The sequence below is a fragment of the Microbacterium testaceum genome (assembly GCF_006539145.1).
GTDB classification, from domain to species: Bacteria; Actinomycetota; Actinomycetes; order Actinomycetales; family Microbacteriaceae; genus Microbacterium; species Microbacterium testaceum.
In genome coordinates, this window is sequence record NZ_BJML01000001.1 from 820,112 (window position 1) to 843,965 (window position 23,854).

The following is a 23,854-nucleotide window of genomic DNA, read 5'->3' on the forward strand; positions in this document are numbered from 1 at the left end:
CGTGCTCTGGGATCAGCACGCCTGCGTCGAGCTCGTCGAGTCCGCCGACCTCGGCGACCTGCGGCGGTATCGGGGGGCCGGGGGCGGCTACGTCTCGGTCAACGTCGGCTACGCGCCCCATGCGCCCGAGCTCACGGCATCCCTCCTCCGTTCCTTCCGCGCTCAGGTGAACGCGGTCGACGGGCTGGAGCTGGCCGCCACGGTGGCGGACATCGACCGGATCTCGGCGCGTGGCGACACCGCCGTGGCCTTCGACCTCGAAGACAGCGGGCCGCTCGGCGGAGATCTGGATGCCGTGGCCACCCTCGTCGCGCAGGGGGTGCGCACCCTCGGTCCGACCTACAACCACGCCAACCGCGCCGGCGGCGGCTGCCTCGACGCGGCCGACGACGGACTCACCGCGTGGGGCCGCGCCCTCGTCGCCGAGATGAACGCGTGCGGCATGGTGCCCGACGGTTCGCACGTGGGCGCGCGGACGACGTTCGACATGTGCGCGGTGTCGACTCGGCCGGTGGTCTTCAGCCACTCGAACATGCGCTCGGTGTGGGAGCACCCCCGCAACATCACCGACGACCAAGCCCGCGCGGCGGCCGCGACCGGGGGAGTCGTGGGTATCACGGGCGTGGGCATCTTCCTCGGGCCGAACACCCCGACCCTCGAGGCGATGATCCGCCACCTCGAGCACGCCGTCGAGATCGTCGGTATCGAGCACGTGGGCGTCAGCACCGACTTCTCGTTCGACTGGGAGACTTTTCGCGACGAGATCGTGCGCATGCCCGAGCTGTACGACGCGAGTTACACCCGGTGGGGACCGATGGAGTGGATGCCGCCCGAGACCTTCGTGCTCCTGGGCTCAGCGCTCGCCGCGCGAGGATGGAACCACACCGACATCGCCGCCGTGCTCGGCGGGAACTTCCGTCGCGTGGCGGCCGAGAGCTGGGAGCCCCTGTCATGACCGACCTGAAAGACGGCGCCGTGCTGCGCCCCGCCCGTGCGGGAGACGAAGAGGGAATCCTCGCGTGCATCCAGGCGCTCGCCGACTACGAACGCGAACCGGATGCCGTGGACAACACCGTCGCGATGCTCACCGAGACGCTGTTCGGCGACGACCCGCGCGCGTTCGCCTTCGTGGTCGATGGCCCGGAGGGCGGCATCCGGGCGATCGCGATCTGGTTCCTCACGTACTCGACCTGGACCGGACGCCACGGCATCTGGCTCGAAGACCTCTACGTGCACGAGCGGTACCGCGCGAACGGCTACGGCGTGGCCCTGTTGGCCGCGCTCGCGGCAGAGTGCCTCGACAGGGGCTACTCGCGCCTGGAGTGGACGGTGCTCGACTGGAACGAGCCCGCGATCGGCTTCTACCGCGCGCTCGGCGCCGAAGCGATGGACGAGTGGACGACCCGTCGTGTGACCGGCGACGCGCTGACGGCGCTGGCGGCGCGAGGCCGGTAGCGTTCGCGGCGCGCTCAGACCGCGACGATCTCGACCTTGAAGCCGGCGGCGTTCTCGAGCCATCCGGCATAGTGCTGCGTACCGCCGGCGTGCGGGTACCGCTCGGCATACAGGGGCCGCCAACCGTGCGCTGCAGCCTCCGCCATCAGCGTGTCGACTTCGGCCGAGGTCCCACCCGTGAAGGCGAGGTGGTTCAGACCGGGGCGCCGCCGGTCGTGTGGGAAATTCGCGGTGTTCGGGGTCGTCGTGACGGTGATGTAGACGGCGCCGGCGGCGAATGTCGCGCCACCCGTCCAAGAGGCGTCCGAGTTCCATCCGAGCCGCGCGAACAGCCACGACCAATCGTCGAGCTCGTCCGCGTGGGCGATCCAGACGTCGAGGTGGTGCAGACCGGGCATGCCTCCAGTGTGCCGTGGCTGCGCGCATTCCGTGCCGGGTGCGAGCCCCGGCTCAGCCGCCGAGGTCGGCCAGGACGGCCTCGGCGGCACGCTGCCCCGACACGAGCGCTCCCTGGATCGATGCGGTGTCGCGATGGTCCCCCGCGACGTAGCGACCGTCGTCGAGCCGCACGGGGCGGCGCAGGCGCAAAGGCGGATCCTGCACGGGGAGCGCGTGGGTGATGTCGTCGCGTCGCAGCAGACGCCACGGCCGGGTGTCGGCCTCCCAGACGTCGCCGAGCTGACGCCGCACCTCGTGCTCGGTGGCGGCGGACGGCATGACGCACGTGGCTTGGACGAGGTGCTGCCCGCGTGGGGCGTACGTGGGCGCGGTGTTCGTCATGACCGCGGTGTTGACGATCGGCCCGCGGCGACGGCCGTCGACCCGCAGCGCGGCATCGCCCGATGGGGCCTCTTCGGCGGCGAACCACCAGGTCTGAAGGCCCCGCGTGGGAGGGTGCGGGGCGTCGAGGGCGTGGTCCAGGCCGCTCGCGAGCACGAGGGTGTGGGCGGTCACGGCATCCCGACCCTCCACCCCGATGTGCCAGCCGTGCGCGCGCCGCCGGGTCGACACGACGCGGTGCGAGAGGCGGATGCCGACACCCGCACGTCGCGCGGTGTCGGCGAGCTGCGCGGGGAGGGCGCCGATCCCCGCGGCGGGAACGCCCGGACGCCCGAGCGCGAAGCTGCGGATCAGCAGGCGCACGAAGGCGTCGGACGTCCGCTGGCGGTCGTCGGCGATCACCCCGGCGAGGAACGGCTCAAGCATCGCTTCGCGGAGGGGGCCGCGCAGGCCGGCCCGGTCCCAGCCCTCGTCGAGTGATACATCGCGGCCCTTCTTGGCGGCCCGTGCCGACAGCAGGGTGGGGCCTACCCATCGCGCAAGGGCGGCGATATCGGCGGGGCGAACGAGTCCGCTGCGCAGTGTCTCGGGGAATGCGGACGGGTGACGCAGCGGGTGCGCCAGTCGAGCGATCCGGTCATCGAGCCGTACGCCGACGGCGACCGGGAACCGCCGCAGGGCGAGGGCGTCGATGTCCACCCAGCGCCGCACGGCCGGGTAGGCCGGATTGAGCACGTGAAACCCGAGGTCGAGGCGGAAACCGTCCACGATGTCGGTGCGTTCACGCCCGCCCACCGCGGTGTTCGCCTCGAGGATCACGACGTCGCGCCCGGCCTCGGCCAGCCGGGTCGCGGCGCGCAGCCCCGCGAGACCGGCTCCCACCACGATGACGTCGTAGTCGTTCATGGGGCGAGCCTAAGGAGGGTCGAGCCGGGCGGAGCGGGGGTTGCGAACGTCAGCGACGGGGCGCGATTGCCGCAGCGACGCTGTCGAGAGCGCCCGGCACGAGCGAGAAGTACGCCCAGGTGCCGCGCTTCTCGCGGGTCAGGATGCCGGCATCCACCAGCACCTTCGTGTGGTGCGAGACCGTGGGCTGCGAGAGGCCCAGGGGCTCCTGCAGGTCGCACGCGCAGGTGGCGCCGGCGTCGTGCGCGGCGATGATCGACACGATCCGCAGGCGAGCCGGATCGGCGAGCGCTTTGAGCGTCTTCGCCAGGGTCTCCGCTTCGGCGGGGGCCATCGCGGCATCGCCCGATGAGACGCAGCAGGGGGCGTCGAGCAGGGGCAGAGCGATACCGGGGGTCATGGCATCCATCATCGCTGGCTCATCGATGAACGTCAATATTGACGAACGTCGATGTACTGCGTCATGCTGTTCCCGTTCGTCCCGACTCGAAGGAAACGTCATGTCCGACACCGCCACGATCCTCTTCGTCTGCGTGCACAACGCCGGCCGCTCGCAGATGGCCGCGGGCTACGCCCGCACCCTGGGCGGCGACCGCGTACGCGTGCTCTCGGGTGGCAGCGCTCCCGGCGACGCTCTCAACCCGATGGCGGTGGCCGCGATGGCCGAAGAGGGGATCGACATCAGCTCCGAGGTGCCGCAGCTGCTGCTCACCGACGACGTGCGTGCCTCCGACGCCGTCATCACGATGGGCTGCGGAGACGCGTGCCCGATCTTTCCCGGCAAGCGCTACGAGGACTGGGAGCTGACCGACCCGGCCGGCAAGGGTCTCGACGAGGTACGCCCCATCCGCGACGACATCAAGGCGCGGGTGACCACGCTGCTGCGCGAGCTCGGGGTCGACGCATGAGCCTGACCCTCACGGTCCCGCCGCGGCTCGAGGCCGATCGCCGCGCGGGTCTGCCCGTCGCGATCATCGGCGCCGGCCCCGTCGGCCTGGCTGCCGCCGCGCACCTCATCGAACGCGGGCTGCCGGTCGTGGTCTTCGAAGCGGGCGACACCGCCGGCGCGGCCGTTCGCGCGTGGGGGCACACCCGTCTCTTCTCGCCATGGCGCTACGTCGTCGACGCCGCCGCGCGTCGCCTGCTCGAGGCCGAGGGGTGGACCGCCCCGGATGCCGAGGGACTCCCCACCGGAGACGAGCTGGTCGACGGCTACCTCGAACCCCTCGCGCGCACCGCCGCCCTGGCATCCGTCATCCGGTACGGCACGCGCGTCGAGGCCGTGGCCCGCCAGGGCATGGACCGCACGCGGTCGGTGGGTCGGGCGGCCACTCCTTTCGTGCTGCGACTGCGCACGGCCGAGCAGACGACGGATGCCACGGCTCGCGCCGTCATCGACACCTCGGGCACCACGAGCTCGCCGCGGTCGCTGCTGTCGTCGGGTCTCGCGCACGACGACCTCGGTGATCGCGTGACGACGGCACTCCCCGACGTGCGAGGACGCGACCGCGATCGTTTCGTCGGTCGTCGCGTGCTCGTCGTCGGTGCGGGGCACTCGGCGGCGAACACCCTGATCGCCCTCGCCGCTCTCGCCGAGGAGGATCCGGCGACGCGTGTGTCGTGGGCGGTGCGCAACGACGGCACCGCACGCCTGGCCGCCGACGCCGCCGACGACCTCGCCGCGCGCGGACGCCTCGGCACGGCGGTCCACGACCTGGTGGCCGATGGCCGTGTCGAGCAGATCGCCTCGTTCGAGATCGACGACGTGCGGCTGTGCGACGACGGCGTGCGGGTGACGGGGCGGCGGTCGGGAGAGCCGTTCGCCCTCGAGGTCGACGTGATCGTCAACGCCACGGGATTCCGTCCCGACCTGACGATGCTGCGCGAGATCCGCCTCGGTCTCGACGAGATCGTCGAGGCACCGCGCGCGCTCGCCCCGCTCATCGACCCGAATCTGCATTCGTGCGGCTCCGTGCCGCCGCACGGGGTCGCCGAACTGACGCACCCCGAGCCCGACTTCTTCCTCGCGGGCATGAAGTCGTACGGGCGGGCGCCCACCTTCCTTCTGCTCACCGGATACGAGCAGGTGCGCTCGATCGCGGCGGAACTCGCCGGCGACCGGGTGGCGGCACGGCAGGTCGATCTCGTGCTGCCCGAGACGGGCGTGTGCACGACCGACGCGGGGTCCTGCTGCGCGTGAGCGCGTCGCTGCGCCCGCTCGCCGCGGACGATTGGCCGGAGGTGCGCCGCATCTACGCGGAGGGCATCGCGACCGGCCACGCGACTTTCGAGACGGAGCCGCCGGCGACATGGGACGACTTCGATACCGGCAAGCTGGCCGCGCATCGCTTCGTCGCGGTCATCGACGGTCGCGTCGTCGGCTGGGCGGCCGTGTCGGCCGTGTCGTCGCGGTGCGTCTACCGCGGAGTCGTGGAGCATTCCGTCTATGTCGAGGCTGACGCTCGCGGACGGGGGATCGGTCACCTGCTGGTCGAGGCCGTCATCGCCTCGACGGAAGGCGACGGCGTCTGGACCATCCAGTCGTCGATCTTCGCCGACAACCACGCCTCACTCGCCCTGCATGCGCGCCACGGGTTCCGCACCGTCGGGTTTCGCGAGCGCATCGCCCGCGACGCCGGCGGCGTCTGGCGCGACACGGTCCTCATCGAGCGGCGCAGCCCCGTCGTCGGCTGATACGACGAGGGCCCGGATGCCGCGGCATCCGGGCCCTCGTCCTCGACTTACGCCGAGGCTTCCTCGCGCTTGGGCAGCACCCAGCCGGGGCGCACGAAGTGGCACGTGTACCCGTTCGGGATGCGGACCAGGTAGTCCTGGTGCTCGGGCTCGGCCTCCCAGAAGGGCGCCTCGGGCTCGATGGTCGTGACGACCTTGGCGGGCCAGATGCCCGACGCGTCGACGTCGGCGATCGTGTCGCGCGCCACCTTCTCCTGCTCGGGAGAGAGCGGGAAGATCGCCGAGCGGTAGCTCGTGCCGATGTCGTTGCCCTGACGGTTCAGGGTCGACGGGTCGTGGATCTGGAAGAAGAACGCCAGGATGTCGCGGTACGAGGTCTGCGTCGGGTCGAAGACGATCTCGACGGCCTCTGCGTGACCGGGGTGGTTGCGGTAGGTCGCGTGATCGTTCTGACCGCCGGTGTAGCCGACGCGCGTGTCGAGTACACCGGGCTGGCGCCGGATGAGGTCTTCGACGCCCCAGAAGCATCCGCCCGCGAGGACGGCGGTCTCGGTGCCGGGGCGGCGGGTGATCTCGCCAGTGTCGGAAGGTCCGCTGGTCATGGTGGTGCTCCTTTTGCGGTTGCGGAAGGGGAAGAGGTTCATGAGGCCCGGCTCTCTCGGAACAGGGGGAGGTAGGCGCCGTAGCCCTGTGCCTCGAGCTCGCCGACGGGCACGAAGCGCATCGCCGCCGAGTTCATGCAGTATCTCAGTCCGCCGGCGTCCCGGGGGCCGTCGTCGAAGAGGTGTCCGAGATGGCTGTCGGCTCCGGATGAGCGCACCTCGGTGCGTGTCATCCAGAGTGAGCGGTCGGTCTTGTTCACGACGGCGGCGTCGTCGATCGGTTTGGTGAAGCTCGGCCATCCCGAGCCGCTCTCGAACTTGTCGGTCGAGGAGAACAGCGGCTGTCCCGATACGACATCGACGTAGATGCCGTCCTCGTGGTTGTCCCAGTACTCGTTGCGGAACGGCGGTTCGGTGGCGTCGTCCTGCGTGACGGCGAACTGGCGGTCGGTGAGGCGACTCAGCGCCTCCGACGTCTTCCGGTACTCCGTGCTCACGGTGCATATCCCTTCGTCGTGTCGCCCTGTGGCGGGCGTCACGGGTAAGAACGCGGGGCACGTCGGTTTTGGTCCCGCGGGGCTGGGAGCGGGCTGTGAGTTCTCCGCGACAGTGGATGCCGAGAGCAAGCCCCGGAGTTCTCATCGGTGCCCGCACTAGCGTGGCGACATCGACCAGGAGGTACGCATGACCCGCACGATCGTCATCACCGGAGCCAGCGACGGCATCGGCGCCGCAGCCGCGAAGCAGCTTACGCAGGTGGGCGAGGAGGTCGTGGTCGTCGGGCGCAATCCCGACAAGACCGCCCGCGTCGCGCGGTCGCTCGGGGTGGATTCCTTCGTCGCCGACTTCAGCGACCTGGCGCAGGTGCGGGAGCTCGCGGCATCCCTCCTCGAGAAATACCCTCGCATCGACGTGCTCGCCAACAACGCCGGCGGCGTCTTCGGCGAGCGCACCCTGACGAAGGACGGCTACGAGACGACGTTCCAGGTCAACCACCTCGCGCCATTCCTGCTCACCAACCTGTTGCGTGAGCGCCTCATCGAGTCGGACGCCTCGGTGATCCAGACCTCGAGCGCCGCGGCGAAACTCTTCCCCCGCTTCGACATCGACGACCTGCAGGGTGAGCGCCGCTACTCCTCGACCGCGGCGTACGGCAACGCGAAGCTCGCGAACGTGCTGTTCACCAAGGAACTCAACCGCCGGTTCGGCGACCAGGGTGTGTCGGCCGTGGCCTTCCACCCGGGGGTCATCGCCTCGAACTTCGGATCGTCGAGCGATGGACCGTGGAAGTTCCTCTACGGGGGCCCGCTCGCGAAGAGCCTCATGACCTCGACCGCGGTGGGCGGCGCACGTCTGACCTGGCTCGCGCTCGGCAAGCCCGGTGTCGACTGGACCCCCGGAGGCTTCTACTCGAACAACAAACCCGCCACGACCAGCCGCATCGCCGATGACCCCCTGGTCGCACGGCAGCTATGGGAACGCAGCGCGGTGCTGGTCGGTCTCGACGACTGACTCCGACGACGGCGGGCTAGCGCACGCCTCGCTCGAGGGGCAAGCTACCTCCTCGGGGAGCCGATCTCGGCCACGATGGTGTTCTACGCACGGAGAGTGGGACATGGGCGAGAACATCGTGGACACCGAACGGACGAACACCCCTCGGCTCAGCCGGGACGCGATCCTCGATGTGGCCCTGTCGCTGATCGACGAGCGGGGTCTCAACGAGCTGTCGATGCGCCATCTCGGCAAAGCGCTCGGGGTCGAGGCCATGTCGCTGTACCGGTACGTGAACGGCCGGGAGGATCTCCTCGAGGGCGTCGTCGATCGGCTCATGGGGGGTCTCACCGACGCACTGCTCGTGGCGGAAGACAACGGGTGGCAGCGGTATCTCCAGGTCGTCGCCCACGAAGTCCGTCGCATCGCGATCGAACACCCGAAGGCGTTCCCCCTTGTCGCCACTCGTCACCCGGCGGCACCCTGGCTGCGCCCGCCGCTGCGGAGCGTGGAGGTGGTGGAGCATTTCCTCACTGCGATGATCGGTTTCGGCTTCGACGATGAGCGGGCGGTGAGGGCCTACCGCTCGTTCAGCAGCTTCCTGCTCGGAAACCTGCTCCTCGAAGCGGCCGTGCGCGGCGCCGAGACCGCGCCGGTCGAGGAACCTCTCAACGAGGGCGGAGCCGCGATCGGGCAGGGCGACGCCGAGAAGGAGCTCGCAGACACTCCTCACGTGCAGCGACTGCGCGGTCTTCTCAGCAGGGATCGCTCCGAGGACGAGTTCGAGGAATCGCTCGAGGCGCTTCTGGACCGACTGGACCGTGAGCTGTCCCAGTAGTGGCCGGCCCGCGCCTCATCCGCGGTGCCGATCGGGTGCGTCTTCGGGGTGGGCTGCTGGCCCGAGGAGAGCATTCAGGCGTGCGCGGAGGGCGGAGACGGCCTCCGTCCGACTGCGGCCCGTGTGCGCCTGCTCCGCGATCTCGATCGCGATCTCGGCCAACAGCGCCGTTCCCAAGAAGAGATCGGCCCCGCCGGCGATGCGCAGATCTTCGTCGGCCGCGTGTCCGACCCGCATGATCACGGCGGGGGACCCGAAGTTGCGCGCCACCTCGGCCCTCTTCTCGGCGCTGACCTCCCAGAACGGGCGTTCCATGGCGGCGCAACGGTCGAGGATGTTCGACAGGAGTTCGTGCGCGTCATCCTGAGGCATCTTTCGCCCCTCCCGCCATGTGGCGTCCGCTTGCTCGGTCCCACTCCAGCGACTTCCACTGCAGGTAAGCGCAGAGGTTGCCGGCGACGACGAGGTCGGCCGCGAGCCCCGCCAGCGCGTAGGGCGACAGCATGACGTCGTCGTCCCCACCGGTGAGGGCGGCCTGCCAGACGGGATCGTCGTATCCGCGGGGTTCGAGCGAGACCCATCCGCCGCCGTGGATGAGCTCGACGACGACGAGGCCGGTGTCGCGTCCGTCCGCGTCCTCTTGCTCCGCAACGCGGATCCGGCTGGCGATCGGGTGCCCGAGATCGACGAATTCCTGCACCCACTCCTGCAACTGCACACGAGAACGGCGCGGAGGCGAGTCTTCGATGCTCTCGTGTTCCACGGCATCAGCTTACGCTGTAAGTCGACTGGTCGGGCAATGTCCGATCCGCTCCTCCCCGCCCATCGAGACGGGTGACGGCATCCTTCCAGGCGTGATCTGCGCCAGTACCTCACTGAGGCGTCGCGGAGTGCTCCGGGCGACGAGGCGTCCGATGATGGGGGAGTGAACCGCACCGATCGTCTCTATGGCCTGGTGGAAGAACTGCGGGCCGTCTCGCCGCGACCGCGAAGTGCTCGTCGTCTCGCGGAACGGTTCGAGGTGTCGGTGCGCACCATCGAAAGGGATCTCTCGGCGCTACAGCAATCGGGTCTGCCGATCTGGGCGGAGCCCGGCCGCACCGGTGGGTATGTGATCGACGCGTCCGCCACGCTGGGCCCGGCCGGGTTCACGCTCGACGAGGCGCTCGCGGTACTGATCGGGCTCGGCACCCTCGGGCGCAGCCCGTTTCGGCTTTCCGCCCGCACGGCAGCCCTCAAGATGCTCGCGGTCATGCCGGAGGGCGAGGCGGCGCGCGCCAGCGCCCTCGCCTCACGCGTTCACCTTCTCGAGGGTGAGGACGAGGTCGTCGCCCCGCCCGAGTTCGCTGCAGCCCTGCGCGCCGACCGCGTCGTGCGCTTGCGCTACCAAGATGCCGGCGGCACCGAGTCCGTTCGAGAGGTCGAGCCCCTCGGGTCCATCGGCAAAGACGGGCAGTGGTACCTCATCGCGTGGTGTCGACTGCGCGACGGGGTCCGAGCCTTCCGGGGAGATCGGATGCTGGCGATCGAGGTGACCGAGGAGCGACCCCCGCAGCGCGCACTGCGTGCCGCCGACCTCGCGATCCCGTACGGACGATTGCGGTCGGTGATCGAGGACTGAACGGAAAGGACTTCGCGAAACACCGACAGGACGGTGTCGCGCTCCCCGGTGAGGCTGGAGCTTCCCTCCACCGACCTCACCGAAGGAATCCCATGTCGTTCGCCTCCGTCCGCATCGTCACCGATCACCTCGACGCGCTCGTCGCGTTCTACGAGCGGGTCACCGGTCAGCGGGCCGAGCGGCCCGCCCCCGTCTTCGCGCAGTTCAGCGGCCCCGGCGCGACCCTCGCGATCGCCAGCACCGCCACGGTCGCGATGCTCGACGGAGCCCTCGTGCCCGCCGCGAACCGGTCCGTGTTCATCGAGTTCGAGGTCGCCGACGTCGACGCCGCGTTCGCCGCGCTTCAGGCGCCTGGTGGAGACGTCGTCCTCGAACCGACCACCATGCCGTGGGGCAATCGGTCGGCCCTGATGCACGACCCCGACGGCAACGTCGTGAACCTCTTCAGCACGCCCGTCGCGAGGTAGCCGACTCGGCGCGGGCGAAGCCGTAACCTACGCAATTCCTATGCATCACCTCCGTGCGCCGCATTCTTGGAGCCGTCTGGGGAGCACGCGGGCACGCTGACCGCATGGCCACCGCACCCGCCCTCGCCGCCCCGCCCGTCGCCACCGTGCGCCGCGCTCGCCAGGTCTCGCGGAGGAGGCCGAACACCCGGCCGCTGTGGAACCTCGCCGCGATCGTCGTCATCTGGGCGACGAGTCTCGTCGTCGTGGCCGTCTGGGTCGCGGGTGGCGAGGTGCAGTCGCTGCTGGCCGGGGGAGTCGACTCGCTCAACTCCCTCGGTCGCGCCGCGGGCCTGGCATCCGCGAACCTGCTCTTCTACCAGGTGCTGCTCATGGCCCGCGTGCCGCTGTTCGAGCGCGGTTTCGGCCGCGACGGCATCACCCGCCTGCACCGCATCGTCGGCTTCTGGTCGTTTGCCCTCTTCACAGCGCACATCGGGCTGCAGATCCTCGGCTACGCCGTGCAGGCGGGTATCAACCCCCTCGAGCAGGCGTGGCAGTTCGTGTGGGAGTACCCGGGCATGCTGCTGGCGACCGCGGGGACCGCCCTGCTGCTGCTGGTCGTGGTCACCTCGGTGCGCAAGGCGCGCAAGCGTCTGCGGTACGAGTCGTGGCACCTGCTGCACCTGTACGGCTACCTCGGCGTCGGCCTCGCCATTCCGCACATGCTGTGGACGGGCGCCGACTTCACCGTCTCGCCCGCCGCCACCGTCTACTGGTGGGCGATGTGGGGCGTGACCGTGGCGACAGTCGTCGTCTTCCGCCTCGGGCTTCCGCTGGCGACGTCGCTGCGCCACGGCATCCGGGTCAGCGCCGTCGAACGCGACGGCCAGAGCGGCGTCTCGGTGCGCATGACCGGGCGCCGGATCGGCGCCCTCAAGGCCCGAGGCGGACAGTTCTTCGTCTGGCGCTTCCTCGACGGGGCGGGCTGGACGCGCGGACACCCCTTCTCGCTCGCCACCGACCCGGCCGGCGGTGAGCTCGTCATCTCGGCCCGCCTCGTCGGCGACGGCACGCAGCGGCTCGCCGCGCTCCGCCCCGGCACGCGCGTGCTCATCGAGGGCCCCTACGGCACGATGACCGCCGACGAGCGCCGCGGCGGACACCTGCTCATGATCGGCGCGGGTGCGGGAGTCGCGCCGCTGGTCGCCATGCTCGAAGAGGCCGACTGGGCCCCGGGCGAGGCGACGCTCATCGTGCGCGACCACAGCGCCGCCGACGCCCTCCGCGCCGACGCGATCGATCACCTCGTGCGGGAGCGGGGCCTGCGCCACGCGCCGCTGCCCGGCCGTCGCGCACTGACCACCTCGTCGTGGCTACCGACCTCGCACGCCCCGTGGGCCGGGGCCGACCTCATCCGCTACGTCTCGCCGCGCCCCGCCGACACCGACGTGTTCCTCTGCGGACCCCAGCCGTGGATGGATGCCGTGCGCGCCGACCTGCGCCGCGCCGGGGTCCCCGCCGAGCGCGTCCACCTCGAAGCCTTCACCGTCTGAGGAGAATCCGATGAAGAAGATCGTCTACGCCCTCATGGCGACCGTCACCGGCCTCGTGCTGCTGTTCAGCTACCGCACCTCGACGGTGCCCGAGTCGACGAGCGCGCTCGCCGACGCCCCCTCGTCGGGTGTCGCGACGGTGCCGAAGACCACGCCGAGCCCCTCGGCATCCACCTCCTCGGGTTCGAGCTCGACCTCGAGCGGCTCGACCTCCAGCGGATCGTCCAGCGTGCAGACCTCGTCGAGCGGCCTCACCGACGGCACCTACACCGGCCAGGCGGCGAACACCCGCTTCGGTCCCGTGCAGGTGCAGATCACCGTGTCGGGCGGCGCGATCACCGACGTGCAGGTGCCGCAGTACCCCTCCGAGAGCGGACGCGACCAGCAGATCAACTCCCGCGCCCTTCCCGTGCTGGTGAAAGAGACCGTGCAGGCGCAGAGCGCCGAGGTCGACATGGTCTCGGGTGCCACCTACACCAGCACCGGGTACCGCACCTCGCTGCAGTCCGCCCTCGACCGGGCCCGCGCATGACCGGCGGGTTCACGGTCGTCGAACCCGTGATGGGGACGGTCGCCTCGATCACCGTCATCGGCGAGCGCACGGCGCGGGTCGAGCGGGCAATCGCCGCGTGCGTGGCGCGCCTGCGCGACGACGAGCGGGTGTTCTCGACCTACCGCGACGACTCCGACATCTCGCGGCTGCGCGACGACGGTCTCGAGCTCGGCGACGTCGATCCGCGGGTGGCCGAGGTCGCAGCGGACTGCCGCGACCTGCGCGAGCGCAGCGGCGGCCGCTTCGACGCGCACTGGCGCGGGTGGTTCGACCCGACCGGGTACGTGAAGGGATGGTCGACGGATGCCGCGACCCGGGCCTTCGACGAGCTTCTCGCCGACGGCGCGATCGAGGCGGTCGGCGTCAACGTGGGCGGCGACATGCGCCTGCGCACGGCCGCGACGAGCGAGCACGTCTGGCGCATCGGCATCGCGCACCCGACCCACGAGGGGGAGCTGCTGGCCACGGTCGAGGTCGTCGACGGGGCCGTGGCCACTTCGGGCACGTCCGAGCGCGGCGCGCACCTCGTCGATCCGCGCACGGGCGTACACCTCGCGGGTCCCGTGAGCGCGACGATCGTCGCCGACGACCTCACCACCGCCGACGCCTGGGCCACCGTGGCGGCCATCGCCGGGATCGACGACCTCGACTGGCTGCCGGTGGCCCCCGTGGCATCCGGGATCGTCTGGGAACACGGCAGCACGCGTCGCTTCGCCGGGCGGGTCGAGGTGTCGGCGTTCCACGACGCGCTCGTCGGCTGAGTCCGCTCGTCAGCTGGCGCGGGGGAGTCGCAGGGCGAACACCGTGCCCGTGGGAGAGGTGCGCTCCACCTCGATGCTGCCGCCGTAGCGGGTCGCCGCCTCGCGCACGAGCGCCAGCCCGAGCCCGAAGCCGCGGCGCCGGCCCGACTCCGCCCCGCGCGCGAAGCGTTCGAAGATGCGGGGCAGATCGTCGTCGCGGATGCCGCTTCCCCCGTCCTCCACGCGCACGACGACCTCGCGTTCGTCGGCGTCGGCGGTGATCGTGACCTCCGAGCCCGCGGGCGTGTGCCCGATGGCGTTGTCGAGCAGGGCGGTGCACACGCGCACGACGGTGACCCCCGGCATCGCGACCGTCGCGTTCGTCAGCGCGCCTGGACGCAGGTGCACGCCCGCGTCATCCGCGAGAGAGGCGAGGGCGTCGGTCGCCGCACGCACGCTGTCGTCGACCCGCGCGGTGCCCGTGTGCACCTCGCCCTCGGCGGTCAGCAGCATGTCGGCGAGCACGTCGTCCATGATCTGCGCGTCGCGCCGCAGCTGATCCAGCGGCTCGTCGGCGGGTTCTCCGCGGTGCAGGCGACGCTGCACGATCTGGATGCGGCTCGTCAGGGCGGTCAGGGGCGTGCGCAGCTCGTGGCTCGCGTCCGAGACGAACGCGCGCTGCCGGCGCAGGGCCTCATCGAGTGGTCGCACCGACCAGCGAGCCGCGGCCCAGCCGACGAGCCCGAGCACCACGACCCCGACGAGGCCCAGGCCGATGACCCACGGCAGCACGTCGTCGAGGTCGACGACGAAGCGATCGCCCGTCGGTGCGCCGCCCGGGCCGTGCCGACCGCTGCCCTCGGTGCGCGCCTGCGCCACCAGAACAGAGACGAGAACGCCGACCCCCACGGCGATCGCGACGGCCGACGCGCCCGCGACGAGCGTGCCCACCCGCAGGGCGGCCCGCCGGACGACCCGCCGGTCGTCGTCGGCGCTCACCGCTCGGCCCCCGCGCGATACCCGCGCCCGCGCACGGTCTCGACGAGGTCGGTCGCGGTCTTGCGGCGCAGGTAATGCACGTACGTGTCGACGGTGGTCATGGCATCCGGAGACGAGAACACCGCGCGGGCGATCTCCTCGCGAGAGTAGACGTGGTCGGGGCTCCGGGTGAGCAGCTCGAGCACGGCGTTCTCGGTCGAGGTGAGGGCGACGCGCTCGCCGGAGGGACCGTAGACCACGGCCGTGTCGGGGAGATAGGTCCAGTCCGAAACGTCCCGGCGACGTCCCTCGGCCCGGTAGCCGCGCCGCAGCGCCCGCAGTCGGGCGAGCAACTCGTCGAAGTCGAACGGCTTGAGCAGATAGTCGTTCGCTCCGGCGTCGAGTCCCTCGACGCGATCGGCGACCGCCCCCAGCGCCGTCAGCAGCAGCACGGGGGTCGTGATGTGCGCGGTGCGCAGGTCGCGCACGATCTCGGCGCCGTCGCGGCCGGGAAGACGCCGGTCGAGCAGGATCACCTCGAAGCTGTCGCGCAGCGCCCGATCGCGGCCCGCGAGCCCGTCGGCCTCGTGCGCGACCTCGTAGGTCTCGCGGAGCACCTCGAGCGTCATCGCGGCGATCTCGGCGTCGTCCTCGACGTAGAGCAGTCGCGGCCGCGGTGCGGCGGCCTCGCTCACTGCACTCCCGCGCGCGGCGGGCTCACGTTCCAGCCGAAGCGCTCGAGGGCGTCGAACAGGCGGCGGGCCTGCGCCCACGCCACCGCGCCCGAGACGTCGGAGTACACGTCGATCGCGAACGGCGGGGGATCGGCGAACTTGGGGATCTCGACCTCGGCCCACGCGTGCGGGGCGAGCCAGACGCGCGGGCTCATCGTGCCCGCACCGTCGACGCCTCCGTCGGCGGCGAAGGCGATCGCGTCGAGGGCGTCGATCTTGGTAATCGGCATGTTCACGACGAGGGTCACGGCGTGCAGCGTTCCGGTCATCGCGTACCTCCCTCGTTCATCCTGACACGCGCACCGGGGTCGGGGACGGTAAATACCGTGCGGATCCAGCGCGCATAGCCGGTCCATAGATTCGGTGAGGGAGGGGGCAGGGTCGCTGCGTCATCGTCGCTTCATCGACACCCGCAGCGACCAGTGGAGCAGACCATGAGCAGAATCCCCGACACCCAGATGACCCCCGACGGTCCCGCCTACGAAGGTCGCCTGCTCGACCGCGCCGACGAGCCCGTCGTCGATCAGGGCGCGCCCTTCGACATCCGCACGCTGGTTTCGCGGCGCGGCATCCTGGGCCTGGTCGTGCTGGGCGCGGGCACCGCCACGCTGGCCGCGTGCGCCCCGTCGGCCTCCGGCGCCGCCACGACGGCCGCGACGGCGACCTCGACAGCGACGCCCACGGCGAGCGCGACCCCCAGCGCCACCGCGACGAGTGCGGCCGCCGCTCTTCCTTCGGGCGAGATCCCCGACGAGACCGCCGGCCCTTACCCGGGCGACGGTTCGAACGGCCCCGACATCCTCGAACAGTCCGGAATCGTCCGCAGCGACCTGCGCTCGAGCCTCGACGGCGGAGCCACGGCCGCGGGCGTTCCCATGACCTTGAACCTCACGATCTTCGACACCGCCACCGGCGACGTGCCCCTCACGGGGGCCGCGGTGTACGTCTGGCACTGCGACGACCAGGGGCGCTACTCGATGTATTCCTCGGGGATCGAGAACGAGAGCTACCTCCGCGGCGTCCAGGTGGTCGGGAGTGACGGTGTCGTGTCGTTCACCTCGATCTTCCCCGGCTGCTACGACGGCCGGTGGCCGCACATCCACTTCGAGGTGTACCCGAACGTGGATGCCATCACCGACGCCTCGAACGCGATCGCCACCTCGCAGGTCGCCCTGCCGCAGGCCGCGTGCGACGTGGTCTACGCCGACGCGGCGTATCCCTCCTCGGCATCCAATCTGTCCCGGGTGTCGCTGGAGAGCGACAACGTCTTCGGCGACGACGGGGGAGCCCTGGAGCTCGCCACCGCGACCGGCGACAACTCCACCGGCTGGACGGTCGCCCTCGGCGTGCGCGTCGACACCACCACCACCCCGACCGCGGGCGCCATGCCCGGCGGCCGCTGATGTCAGGGAGCGCAGCGAAAACGACGCGAAGCGACGAGGTGAGCGAGGCGGCCGGGGTTGCGCTTGCGTCCGCGACCCCGATCTGGTCTGCTGAGCCGTGGCGACGCGAAGGGGCGTGGCTCCTGTTCTGGGGGGAACATCTCGATGACCGTTGTGAACGATCGCGCCGTGGCGCGCCCGCGCCTCACCCGATGGGGGCGGTCCGTCTCCATGCTGACAGCGGTGACGGCAGCGCTTCTGCTCGTCTCGGGGTGCTCGTCCTCGACCTCCGCTGCCGATCCGGCCGCCACCGACAACGCCCGTCGAGTGTCGGCACCGTCTCCGTCCGCGACGCCGTCACCGACACCCGTCGTCGTCGTTTCCGAGCAATCCGTCACCTCCGCGGTACCGTTCGAGCGGGCGACCGTGGATGACGCGACGATCCCGTCGGGGCAGTCGCGCATCTCGACGCCGGGCGTCGACGGTGAGAAGGTCTCGGTGTTCCGCGTCACGACGATCGACGGTGTGGAGTCCGAGCGGGTACTGATCAGCGAATCCGTCGGACGAGCGCCGGTCTCCGAGGTCACCTCACGAGGGACATTCGTCGCTCCGCCTCCTCCCGCTCCGGTCGAGAAGGCGTCGGGCGGCGGGGGCGGATGCGACCCGAACTACGCCGACGCGTGCGTGCCGATCGATTCCGATGTCGACTGCGCGGGCGGAAAGGGCAACGGCCCGTCCTACTTCGACGGCGTCGCCCGGGTCGTGGGTTCCGACATCTACAAGCTCGACGGCGATGGAGACGGCCTGGCCTGCAACGGCTCCCGCTGACGGCATCGCTCGACACGGCCGGCCGGCGACGCGGCTAGCCTCGAAGAATGCCCTCACCCCGCGCCCAGCTCGAGGCCCTGCTCGCGCGCGGTCTCGGCGACGTCTCCCCGGCGCTGCAGGCGCTACCCGTCGAGGGCGAGGCACGAGCGGCCGCGGTGCTCATCCTTTTCGGTGTGCTCGACGGGGTACCCAGCCGCCGGGTCTCGCGCACCGTCCCGCGCGATCTCGACGTGCTGCTGCTCGCGCGGGCGAGCACCCTGCGCGCTCACCCGGGCCAGGTCGCGTTCCCCGGTGGCCGGGTCGATCCCGAAGACGCGGATGCCGTGGCGGCGGCGCTGCGGGAAGCGCGCGAAGAGACGGGGCTCGAGCCCGACGGTGTCGAGGTGCTGGGCACCCTCGAGCCGCTGCCCCTGGCCTTCTCTCGCCACGAGGTCACCCCGGTGATCGGATGGTGGGCGCGCCCGACCCCGGTCCGTGCCGTGGATGCGGCGGAGTCGGCCGAGGTCTTCCGCGCCCCCGTAGCCGATCTGCTCGATCCCGAACGCCGAGGCGTGACGGTGCTGCGTCGTGATGGTCGAGAGTGGCGGGGGCCCGCCTTCGCCCTGCAGACGGCACGCGGCCCACAGACGGTGTGGGGATTCACCGCGATGGTGCTGGACGGGTTGTTCGACCGCCTCGGGTGGACGGAGCCCTGGGACGGATCGCGCGAGATCCCCCTGGCCGACGCCGCCGCGGGCGCCCGCGACCGATCCGGGCCGCCGGCCCGGTCGTAGCGCGTGAGGCGCACTTCGTCATCCGCGGCGTGGCGATCGTCCGAGGTCGCTAGCGTGGGTTTCGTGACTGCGCCTATCGACCCCACCACCACCTCCGCCTGGTCCCGCCTCAGCGCCCTGCGCGAGAGCTTCACCCCCGATCTGCGCGGCTGGTTCGCCGCCGACGCCGACCGCACGCGCGACCTCACCCGCACGGTCGGCGACCTCCACGTCGACCTGTCGAAGAACCTCGTCACCCCCGAAGTCCTCGATGCTCTGGTCGCGCTCGCCGATGAAACCGGCGTCCGCGAGCGCTTCGCCGACATGCTCCGCGGTGCCCATCTCAACACCAGCGAGGACCGTGCCGTGCTGCACACCGCTCTGCGTCGGCCCGCCGGCGCCGAGCCCGCGCTCGTCGTCGACGGTCAGCAGATCGATCACGACGTGCACGAGGTGCTCGACCGGCTGAGCGCCTTCGCCGACCGCGTGCGCTCGGGCGAGTGGCGCGGCGTCACCGGCAAGAAGGTCACGCACGTCGTCAACATCGGCATCGGCGGCAGCGACCTGGGCCCGGTGATGGTCTACGAGGCTCTGCTGCCGTACGCCGACGCCGGCATCCACGCGCGCTTCGTGTCGAACATCGACCCCACCGACATCTCGCAGAAGACGGCTGACCTCGATCCCGAGACCACCCTCTTCATCGTCGCCTCGAAGACCTTCACCACGCTCGAAACCCTGACGAACGCCCGCCTCGCGCGGGACTGGCTCTGGGCGCAGCTCGCCGAGAAGGGTGCGATCGACGATTCGGATGCCGCGCGCACCGACGCCGTGGCCCACCACTTCGTCGCCGTGTCGACCGCGCTCGACAAGGTCGAAGCGTTCGGAATCGACCCGACGAACGCCTTCGGCTTCTGGGACTGGGTGGGCGGACGCTATTCCGTCGACTCGGCGATCGGGCTGTCGCTCGCCATCGCCCTGGGTCCCGACGTGTTCCGCGAGCTCCTGGCCGGTTTCCACACGGTCGACGAGCACGTGGCATCCACCCCGGTCGAGCAGAACGTACCCGTCCTCATGGGACTGCTGAACGTCTGGTACACCAACTTCCTCGGCGCGCAATCGCACGCGGTGCTGCCCTACGCGCAGCAGCTGCACCGCTTCGCGGCCTACCTGCAGCAGCTCACGATGGAGTCCAACGGCAAGTCCGTCCGGTGGGACGGTACGCCCGTCACGACCGACACGGGTGAGGTGTTCTGGGGTGAGCCGGGGACGAACGGTCAGCACGCCTTCTACCAGTTGATTCACCAGGGCACGCGGCTCATCCCCGCGGACTTCATCGCGTTCGTGAACCCGGCCTACCCCCGCGCCGATGACGGTCGCGATGTGCACGGACTGTTCCTGGCGAACTTCCTCGCGCAGACCAAGGCGCTGGCGTTCGGCAAGACCGCCGAAGAGGTGGAGGCGGAGGGGACCACCGGAGCTCTCGTCGCGGCCCGGACCTTCCCCGGCAACCGCCCGACGACATCCATCTTCGCGCCGTCGCTCACCCCCTCGGTGCTCGGTCAGCTCATCGCGCTCTACGAACACATCACTTTCACGCAGGGCACGATCTGGGGCATCAACTCCTTCGACCAGTGGGGTGTCGAACTCGGCAAGCAGCTCGCCCTCCAGATCGCCCCCGCGATCGAGGGCGACGACGAGGCCCTGGCCGCCCAGGACTCCTCCACGCGTGCGCTGCTCGACTACTACCGGGCGCACCGCGGCTAGCCCGCCGGACGCCGTCCGACGGCGAGATCCGATGTCGAAAGGCCGATCGGGCGAGATTTTTCCTTCGCCGGATCGGCCTTTCGCTGTGCGCGAGGGGACGCTCAGTGGACACTGACGGATCCGGGTCGATGGGTCTGTCGAATAATCCCAGTTCACGCGGTTATTTTCGCCTCCCCGTGATAGCGGCGAACGACAGACGCACTCACCGGCTCAGGCCCTGTGCCTCGCGGTGCGACCGGCACTCGGCTCCCACCGGTCTTCCAGGTAACGAAAAGATAACGTCCAGAACCAGCACCCACACTCGGGGCCCGTGCCGACCCGACGGCACGACATCGCGCTCGATCCCGACGAGCGCGCCCCCGACGAAAGATCTCTCTTGCTGCGTTCCGACATCAAACTCACCCACGTCAACCGCGCCCGACGCACCCTGGTCACGGCGGCCACCTGTGCCGGCCTCGCCTTCGGCATGGTCGCGACGACCGGCCTCGCGATGGCGTCCCCGCTGTCCCTGCCGGACGCGTCGGCCTCCTCCTTCTCCGCCCCCGGCACCTCGGTGCCCGTGTCGACGGCGCCGACCCTCGACGCCGTCACCGCGGGGGCGAGCACCGCCCTCGATGGAGCGCAGACGGCGCTTTCGAGCGCGAACGCGGTGCAGGCTGACGTCGCCGCGACCGGACTCCCTCTCGCGATCGGCGACGCCTCGATCGACACGAGTGCCCTGCAGGATGCCGTGGATCGGCTCACCTCGCGCGACCTGCTCCCCGTGCTGCTCGTTCCCGCCCTGAGTCAGAACGCTCAGACCGAGACCGAGCGCGTGAGCGCCCGTGTCGCAGAGGTCCAGGGGAGCCTGGACCAGGCCAAGGCAGAGAAGGCGGCCGCCGACGCCGCCGCCGAGGCGCAGCGCCAGGCCGAGGCCGCAGCTGCCGCCGAGGCTCAGCGCCAGGCCGACGCCGCGGCGGCTCTCGCCCGCGTCAACACCACAGACGGAGCCAAGGCGTACGCCGCGCAGCTCGCGTCCGAGAAGTACGGCTGGGGGAGCGACCAGTTCTCCTGCCTCTCGTCTTTGTGGACCAAGGAATCGGGCTGGAACTACAAGGCCTACAACAACGACGGTGGGGCCACCGGCATCCCTCAGGCGCTCCCCGGCAGCAAGATGGCGTCGTTCGGTGCCGACTGGGAATCGAACGCGGCGACCCAGATCGCCTGGGGCCTCGACTACATCTCCCGCGGTTACGGCACGCCGTGCAGCGCCTGGGGGCATTCGCAGGCGATGAACTGGTACTGAGAATCCCCTCGACGGTGACCCGCGCTCTGCGTCAGCGATATATCGTTATGTATCGCTGACTCAGGTCGGGTCCGCGCGAAGGAGGTCGTCATGAGTGGTTCATTCCTGGGAGACGCGTTCGGCGGGCGAGGTGGGAGCAACACCCCCGGCTGGCCGATGTCCAACATCCTCGAGGGTCTCGAGCAGCTGCGCACGCAGTTCGAGCAGAAGACCGCCTCGACGCCGCGCATGAACAAGGGAGACGTGCGATCGGCCGTCCTCTCGCTCCTGCTCGAGCAGCCGATGCACGGCTACCAGATCATCCGCGAGATCGAGGACCGCAGCGGCGGCTCGTGGAAGCCGAGCCCCGGCTCGGTCTACCCGACGTTGCAGCTGCTCACCGACGAGGGCCTCGTGCAGGCCGAGGAGTCGAACGGCCGCAAGACGTACTCGCTCACCGCCGAGGGGCGCGCCGCGGCGGGAGATGAGACCACCGAGCGCACCGCCCCGTGGGAGTCGGCCGGTTCGCGCGACAGCGGCCGCATGACGGCACTGCCCAAGGCGGGCGTCGAACTCGCGCAGGCAGCGGCCCAGGTCGCACGCACGGGTGACAAAGAGCAGGTGGCGCAAGCCGTCGAGATCCTCGACGAGGCCCGCCGTAAGCTCTACTCCATCCTCGCCCAGGGTTGAGGTCACGCCCGATCGACGGGGGCTTCCCGCCCGTCGGCATCCAGGAGAATCGATGACCGACGACGCCCTCATGAAGGCCCGCTACCGGCGGATCACGCGCTTCGCGGCGCGCTACCTGGTGCAGGCCTGGTGGTTCGAGCTGTTCCTGCCGAGGTTCGGCCTCGGGTGGATCTCCGCCCGGGGTCGTACCCGGCGGCTCGAACGCATCGCCCAACGCTTCCACGTGCTCGCGGTCGACCTCGGTGGTCTGATGATCAAGGTTGGGCAATTCATGTCGTCTCGCCTCGACGTCCTGCCCCCCTCCATCACGAAGCAGCTCGAGGGGCTGCAAGACGAGGTACCCGCGGTCCCGTTCGTGCAGATGCGGGCTCGGGCCGAGGAAGAGCTCGGGATGCCGCTGGAGCGCGCCTTCGCGAGCGTCGATGAACGGCCTCTCGCCGCGGCGTCGCTGGGCCAGGCGCACCGCGCCGTGCTGACGGAGGATCTCGCCGCCGAGACCGGCCTGAGCGCCGTGGTGCTGAAGATCCAGCGGCCCGGCATCGACCGCATCGTCGACGTCGACCTGCGCGCCCTCCGCAAGGTCGGTGTGTGGCTCAGCAAGGTCGCCCTGGTGCGCGATCGTGTCGACATGCCCTCCCTGGTCGAGGAGTTCGCCGTCACGAGCCTCGAAGAGATCGACTATCTCCACGAGGCCGCGAACTCCGAGCGCTTCGCGGCCGACTTCGGCGGGCCCGACGGAGTGGCCGTCCCCGAGGTCGTGTGGGAGCGCACGACCCGCCGCGTGCTCACCCTCCAAGACGTCACGGCGATCAAGATCAACGACGTCGACGCCCTCCGCGCGGCCGGCATCGATCCGTCCGAGGTCGCCGCCCGCTTCGCGCGCGTGATGTTCGATCAGCTGTTCGACGACGGCTTCTTCCACGCCGACCCGCACCCCGGAAACGTCTTCGTCACGCCGCTCGGCGGCACGACCGACGCCGGTACACCGGCGTGGCGTTTCACCTTCATCGACTTCGGCATGATGGGCGAGGTGCCGCCGAGCCTCCGCCGCGGCCTGCGCCGCGTGCTCATCGCGGCGGCCTCACGCGACGGCAAGGGCCTGGTCGACGGCATCCGCGATGTGGGTGTCCTGCTGCCCTCGGCCGACACGATCCAGCTCGAGCGAGCGATGACGCAGCTGTTCTCGCGTTTCGGCGGAATGGGGTTCGCCGAGCTGCAAGAGGTCGACCCGCGCGAGTTCCGCGCCTTCGCGATCGAGTTCGGCGACGTCGTGCGATCGCTGCCGTTCCAGCTGCCCGAGAACTTCCTGCTGATCGTGCGCGCGATGTCGCTCACCAGCGGCATGTGCAGCGCGCTCGATCCCGCCTTCAACATCTGGGACGCGGTCGAGCCCTACGCCCAGCGCCTCATCCGGGAGGAGAGTGGGAACACCGCGCAGGCCTTCGTCCGCGAGGTCGGGGCGGTGGCCGCCGTCACCGCGCGCCTCCCGCGCCGTGCCGACAACCTCATCTCGCGCTTCGAAGACGGCTCGGTCTCGGTGCAGACTCCGCGCATCGAGCGCCGCATGCGCGATCTCGAGCGGATGGTGCGCCGGGTGGTCTCGTCGGTGCTATTCACGGGCCTGCTCATCGGCGGGGTGCTGCTGCAGGCCGAGCAGGCGGTGCTGGGCACGATGCTCATGATCGTCTCGATCGCGCCGCTCTCGCACGCCCTCCTGGCCGGGTGGGTCGCTCGGCGCAACGGCGCCTGACCCGTCGGGGCGCTCGTCGCGCCGGCGGCA

At 70.6% G+C, this 23,854-nt stretch carries 29 protein-coding genes; 19 read left to right on the forward strand and 10 right to left on the reverse strand.

All coding sequences use genetic code 11. The features are described from left to right. Position 1 precedes the first annotated feature (1 nt). Complete coding sequence (locus MTE01_RS04000) at positions 2 to 955, forward strand: dipeptidase (RefSeq protein ID WP_116238297.1); 954 nt, start codon at positions 2 to 4, stop codon at positions 953 to 955. After that, a complete protein-coding gene (locus tag MTE01_RS04005) occupies positions 952 to 1,455 on the forward strand; it encodes a GNAT family N-acetyltransferase (protein WP_174799633.1) in 504 nt (167 codons plus the stop codon). The genes MTE01_RS04000 and MTE01_RS04005 overlap by 4 nt, the downstream gene beginning before the upstream one ends. 14 nt (positions 1,456 to 1,469) lie before the next feature. Here MTE01_RS04005 and MTE01_RS04010 read toward each other — a convergent pair whose 3' ends face one another. Genes MTE01_RS04010 through MTE01_RS04020 form a run of 3 tightly spaced genes read right to left on the reverse strand, consistent with a single transcriptional unit; the run spans position 1,470 to position 3,541 of the window. Further along, positions 1,470 to 1,853: a VOC family protein gene (locus MTE01_RS04010; protein WP_141375800.1), complete on the reverse strand. Its 384-nt coding sequence runs from the start codon at positions 1,851 to 1,853 to the stop codon at positions 1,470 to 1,472. A gap of 52 nt (positions 1,854 to 1,905) precedes the next feature. Next, positions 1,906 to 3,141, reverse strand: coding sequence for an NAD(P)/FAD-dependent oxidoreductase (locus MTE01_RS04015; protein WP_141375802.1), 1,236 nt, complete (start codon positions 3,139 to 3,141; stop codon positions 1,906 to 1,908). A 49-nt stretch (positions 3,142 to 3,190) separates the two neighbouring features. After that, positions 3,191 to 3,541, reverse strand: a complete 351-nt coding sequence (locus tag MTE01_RS04020; protein ID WP_103210871.1) for an ArsR/SmtB family transcription factor — start codon at positions 3,539 to 3,541, stop codon at positions 3,191 to 3,193. Positions 3,542 to 3,641: 100 nt separating this feature from the next. Here MTE01_RS04020 and MTE01_RS04025 point away from each other — a divergent pair, with 100 nt between their 5' ends. Genes MTE01_RS04025 through MTE01_RS04035 form a run of 3 tightly spaced genes read left to right on the forward strand, consistent with a single transcriptional unit; the run spans position 3,642 to position 5,835 of the window. Further along, a complete protein-coding gene (locus tag MTE01_RS04025; RefSeq protein ID WP_103210809.1) occupies positions 3,642 to 4,049 on the forward strand; it encodes an arsenate reductase ArsC in 408 nt (135 codons plus the stop codon). Beyond that, positions 4,046 to 5,341, forward strand: a complete 1,296-nt coding sequence (locus tag MTE01_RS04030) for an FAD-dependent oxidoreductase (RefSeq protein ID WP_116238295.1) — start codon at positions 4,046 to 4,048, stop codon at positions 5,339 to 5,341. Before MTE01_RS04025 ends, MTE01_RS04030 begins: the two co-directional genes overlap by 4 nt. Beyond that, a complete protein-coding gene (locus tag MTE01_RS04035; protein ID WP_246077960.1) occupies positions 5,308 to 5,835 on the forward strand; it encodes a GNAT family N-acetyltransferase in 528 nt (175 codons plus the stop codon). Before MTE01_RS04030 ends, MTE01_RS04035 begins: the two co-directional genes overlap by 34 nt. A 47-nt stretch (positions 5,836 to 5,882) precedes the next feature. Here the strand turns inward: MTE01_RS04035 and msrA are convergent, their stop codons facing one another. Both msrA and msrB read right to left on the reverse strand, forming a co-directional pair. Beyond that, positions 5,883 to 6,437 carry a peptide-methionine (S)-S-oxide reductase MsrA gene (gene msrA, locus MTE01_RS04040; RefSeq protein WP_103210815.1) on the reverse strand — a complete coding sequence of 185 codons (555 nt, stop codon included), beginning with the start codon at positions 6,435 to 6,437 and terminating at the stop codon, positions 5,883 to 5,885. Positions 6,438 to 6,475: 38 nt separating this feature from the next. Further along, positions 6,476 to 6,934, reverse strand: a complete 459-nt coding sequence (gene msrB / locus MTE01_RS04045) for a peptide-methionine (R)-S-oxide reductase MsrB (protein ID WP_103210816.1) — start codon at positions 6,932 to 6,934, stop codon at positions 6,476 to 6,478. A gap of 187 nt (positions 6,935 to 7,121) precedes the next feature. On the opposite strand from msrB, the gene MTE01_RS04050 reads away from it, so the two are divergent. Beyond that, entirely contained in the window at positions 7,122 to 7,949 is an 828-nt protein-coding gene (locus tag MTE01_RS04050) for an SDR family NAD(P)-dependent oxidoreductase (RefSeq protein ID WP_103210817.1), read from the forward strand. Between the two features lie 103 nt (positions 7,950 to 8,052). Continuing rightward, the gene (locus MTE01_RS04055) at positions 8,053 to 8,766 is read left to right on the forward strand and encodes a TetR/AcrR family transcriptional regulator (RefSeq protein WP_103210818.1); all 714 of its coding nucleotides are present in this window, start codon (positions 8,053 to 8,055) and stop codon (positions 8,764 to 8,766) included. Positions 8,767 to 8,781: 15 nt separating this feature from the next. Here MTE01_RS04055 and MTE01_RS04060 read toward each other — a convergent pair whose 3' ends face one another. Both MTE01_RS04060 and MTE01_RS04065 read right to left on the reverse strand, forming a co-directional pair. Further along, complete coding sequence (locus tag MTE01_RS04060; RefSeq protein WP_116238294.1) at positions 8,782 to 9,138, reverse strand: hypothetical protein; 357 nt, start codon at positions 9,136 to 9,138, stop codon at positions 8,782 to 8,784. Further along, on the reverse strand, positions 9,125 to 9,529 hold the full coding sequence (locus MTE01_RS04065) for a hypothetical protein (protein ID WP_103210820.1): 405 nt from the start codon (positions 9,527 to 9,529) through the stop codon (positions 9,125 to 9,127). The genes MTE01_RS04060 and MTE01_RS04065 overlap by 14 nt, the downstream gene beginning before the upstream one ends. Before the next feature lie 162 nt (positions 9,530 to 9,691). On the opposite strand from MTE01_RS04065, the gene MTE01_RS04070 reads away from it, so the two are divergent. The 5 genes from MTE01_RS04070 (at position 9,692) to MTE01_RS04090 (ending at position 13,703) form a co-directional block, all read left to right on the forward strand. Next, positions 9,692 to 10,387 (forward strand): helix-turn-helix transcriptional regulator, encoded by a 696-nt coding sequence (locus tag MTE01_RS04070; protein WP_103210821.1) that lies wholly within the window; start codon positions 9,692 to 9,694, stop codon positions 10,385 to 10,387. A 92-nt stretch (positions 10,388 to 10,479) separates the two neighbouring features. Then, positions 10,480 to 10,854: a VOC family protein gene (locus tag MTE01_RS04075; protein ID WP_116238293.1), complete on the forward strand. Its 375-nt coding sequence runs from the start codon at positions 10,480 to 10,482 to the stop codon at positions 10,852 to 10,854. A gap of 104 nt (positions 10,855 to 10,958) precedes the next feature. Further along, positions 10,959 to 12,389 carry a ferredoxin reductase family protein gene (locus MTE01_RS04080; RefSeq protein WP_141375804.1) on the forward strand — a complete coding sequence of 477 codons (1,431 nt, stop codon included), beginning with the start codon at positions 10,959 to 10,961 and terminating at the stop codon, positions 12,387 to 12,389. A 10-nt stretch (positions 12,390 to 12,399) separates the two neighbouring features. Beyond that, positions 12,400 to 12,921, forward strand: coding sequence for an FMN-binding protein (locus tag MTE01_RS04085; RefSeq protein WP_116238292.1), 522 nt, complete (start codon positions 12,400 to 12,402; stop codon positions 12,919 to 12,921). Beyond that, positions 12,918 to 13,703, forward strand: coding sequence for an FAD:protein FMN transferase (locus MTE01_RS04090; protein ID WP_141375806.1), 786 nt, complete (start codon positions 12,918 to 12,920; stop codon positions 13,701 to 13,703). Before MTE01_RS04085 ends, MTE01_RS04090 begins: the two co-directional genes overlap by 4 nt. A 9-nt stretch (positions 13,704 to 13,712) precedes the next feature. On the opposite strand, the gene MTE01_RS04095 is transcribed toward MTE01_RS04090, so the two are convergent. The 3 genes from MTE01_RS04095 to MTE01_RS04105 are packed head-to-tail and all read right to left on the reverse strand — an operon-like array spanning position 13,713 to position 15,663. Next, positions 13,713 to 14,681, reverse strand: coding sequence for a sensor histidine kinase (locus MTE01_RS04095; RefSeq protein WP_103210826.1), 969 nt, complete (start codon positions 14,679 to 14,681; stop codon positions 13,713 to 13,715). Further along, positions 14,678 to 15,355, reverse strand: a complete 678-nt coding sequence (locus MTE01_RS04100; RefSeq protein ID WP_141375808.1) for a response regulator transcription factor — start codon at positions 15,353 to 15,355, stop codon at positions 14,678 to 14,680. Before MTE01_RS04100 ends, MTE01_RS04095 begins: the two co-directional genes overlap by 4 nt. Then, positions 15,352 to 15,663 carry a hypothetical protein gene (locus MTE01_RS04105; RefSeq protein ID WP_056227956.1) on the reverse strand — a complete coding sequence of 104 codons (312 nt, stop codon included), beginning with the start codon at positions 15,661 to 15,663 and terminating at the stop codon, positions 15,352 to 15,354. The genes MTE01_RS04100 and MTE01_RS04105 overlap by 4 nt, the downstream gene beginning before the upstream one ends. A 165-nt stretch (positions 15,664 to 15,828) precedes the next feature. On the opposite strand from MTE01_RS04105, the gene MTE01_RS04110 reads away from it, so the two are divergent. The 7 genes from MTE01_RS04110 (at position 15,829) to MTE01_RS04140 (ending at position 23,824) form a co-directional block, all read left to right on the forward strand. Continuing rightward, the gene (locus tag MTE01_RS04110) at positions 15,829 to 16,797 is read left to right on the forward strand and encodes an intradiol ring-cleavage dioxygenase (protein WP_116238858.1); all 969 of its coding nucleotides are present in this window, start codon (positions 15,829 to 15,831) and stop codon (positions 16,795 to 16,797) included. A 144-nt stretch (positions 16,798 to 16,941) separates the two neighbouring features. Further along, positions 16,942 to 17,604, forward strand: a complete 663-nt coding sequence (locus tag MTE01_RS04115; RefSeq protein WP_246077961.1) for a G5 domain-containing protein — start codon at positions 16,942 to 16,944, stop codon at positions 17,602 to 17,604. 47 nt (positions 17,605 to 17,651) lie between these two features. Then, on the forward strand, positions 17,652 to 18,377 hold the full coding sequence (locus MTE01_RS04120) for an NUDIX hydrolase (RefSeq protein WP_103210828.1): 726 nt from the start codon (positions 17,652 to 17,654) through the stop codon (positions 18,375 to 18,377). Between the two features lie 63 nt (positions 18,378 to 18,440). Then, on the forward strand, positions 18,441 to 20,120 hold the full coding sequence (gene pgi, locus MTE01_RS04125; protein ID WP_116238857.1) for a glucose-6-phosphate isomerase: 1,680 nt from the start codon (positions 18,441 to 18,443) through the stop codon (positions 20,118 to 20,120). Between the two features lie 310 nt (positions 20,121 to 20,430). Beyond that, positions 20,431 to 21,405 (forward strand): aggregation-promoting factor C-terminal-like domain-containing protein, encoded by a 975-nt coding sequence (locus MTE01_RS04130; protein ID WP_246077962.1) that lies wholly within the window; start codon positions 20,431 to 20,433, stop codon positions 21,403 to 21,405. A gap of 90 nt (positions 21,406 to 21,495) precedes the next feature. Beyond that, positions 21,496 to 22,074, forward strand: a complete 579-nt coding sequence (locus MTE01_RS04135; RefSeq protein WP_103210829.1) for a PadR family transcriptional regulator — start codon at positions 21,496 to 21,498, stop codon at positions 22,072 to 22,074. Between the two features lie 52 nt (positions 22,075 to 22,126). Continuing rightward, positions 22,127 to 23,824, forward strand: coding sequence for an ABC1 kinase family protein (locus MTE01_RS04140; RefSeq protein WP_141375810.1), 1,698 nt, complete (start codon positions 22,127 to 22,129; stop codon positions 23,822 to 23,824). Positions 23,825 to 23,854: the final 30 nt, after the last annotated feature.

Excerpts from the sequence above, each read along its gene's own strand:
- MTE01_RS04005 (WP_174799633.1), top strand. The coding sequence starts at position 952 with ATGACCGACCTGAAAGACGGCGCCGTGCTGCGCCCCGCCCGTGCGGGA.
- MTE01_RS04010 (WP_141375800.1), bottom strand. The coding sequence starts at position 1,853 with ATGCCCGGTCTGCACCACCTCGACGTCTGGATCGCCCACGCGGACGAG.
- MTE01_RS04015 (WP_141375802.1), bottom strand. The coding sequence starts at position 3,141 with ATGAACGACTACGACGTCATCGTGGTGGGAGCCGGTCTCGCGGGGCTG.
- MTE01_RS04020 (WP_103210871.1), bottom strand. The coding sequence starts at position 3,541 with ATGACCCCCGGTATCGCTCTGCCCCTGCTCGACGCCCCCTGCTGCGTC.
- MTE01_RS04025 (WP_103210809.1), top strand. The coding sequence starts at position 3,642 with ATGTCCGACACCGCCACGATCCTCTTCGTCTGCGTGCACAACGCCGGC.
- MTE01_RS04030 (WP_116238295.1), top strand. The coding sequence starts at position 4,046 with ATGAGCCTGACCCTCACGGTCCCGCCGCGGCTCGAGGCCGATCGCCGC.
- msrA (WP_103210815.1), bottom strand. The coding sequence starts at position 6,437 with ATGACCAGCGGACCTTCCGACACTGGCGAGATCACCCGCCGCCCCGGC.
- MTE01_RS04050 (WP_103210817.1), top strand. The coding sequence starts at position 7,122 with ATGACCCGCACGATCGTCATCACCGGAGCCAGCGACGGCATCGGCGCC.
- MTE01_RS04055 (WP_103210818.1), top strand. The coding sequence starts at position 8,053 with ATGGGCGAGAACATCGTGGACACCGAACGGACGAACACCCCTCGGCTC.
- MTE01_RS04060 (WP_116238294.1), bottom strand. The coding sequence starts at position 9,138 with ATGCCTCAGGATGACGCGCACGAACTCCTGTCGAACATCCTCGACCGT.
- MTE01_RS04075 (WP_116238293.1), top strand. The coding sequence starts at position 10,480 with ATGTCGTTCGCCTCCGTCCGCATCGTCACCGATCACCTCGACGCGCTC.
- MTE01_RS04080 (WP_141375804.1), top strand. The coding sequence starts at position 10,959 with ATGGCCACCGCACCCGCCCTCGCCGCCCCGCCCGTCGCCACCGTGCGC.
- MTE01_RS04085 (WP_116238292.1), top strand. The coding sequence starts at position 12,400 with ATGAAGAAGATCGTCTACGCCCTCATGGCGACCGTCACCGGCCTCGTG.
- MTE01_RS04090 (WP_141375806.1), top strand. The coding sequence starts at position 12,918 with ATGACCGGCGGGTTCACGGTCGTCGAACCCGTGATGGGGACGGTCGCC.
- MTE01_RS04105 (WP_056227956.1), bottom strand. The coding sequence starts at position 15,663 with ATGACCGGAACGCTGCACGCCGTGACCCTCGTCGTGAACATGCCGATT.
- MTE01_RS04110 (WP_116238858.1), top strand. The coding sequence starts at position 15,829 with ATGAGCAGAATCCCCGACACCCAGATGACCCCCGACGGTCCCGCCTAC.
- MTE01_RS04115 (WP_246077961.1), top strand. The coding sequence starts at position 16,942 with ATGACCGTTGTGAACGATCGCGCCGTGGCGCGCCCGCGCCTCACCCGA.
- MTE01_RS04120 (WP_103210828.1), top strand. The coding sequence starts at position 17,652 with ATGCCCTCACCCCGCGCCCAGCTCGAGGCCCTGCTCGCGCGCGGTCTC.
- MTE01_RS04135 (WP_103210829.1), top strand. The coding sequence starts at position 21,496 with ATGAGTGGTTCATTCCTGGGAGACGCGTTCGGCGGGCGAGGTGGGAGC.
- MTE01_RS04140 (WP_141375810.1), top strand. The coding sequence starts at position 22,127 with ATGACCGACGACGCCCTCATGAAGGCCCGCTACCGGCGGATCACGCGC.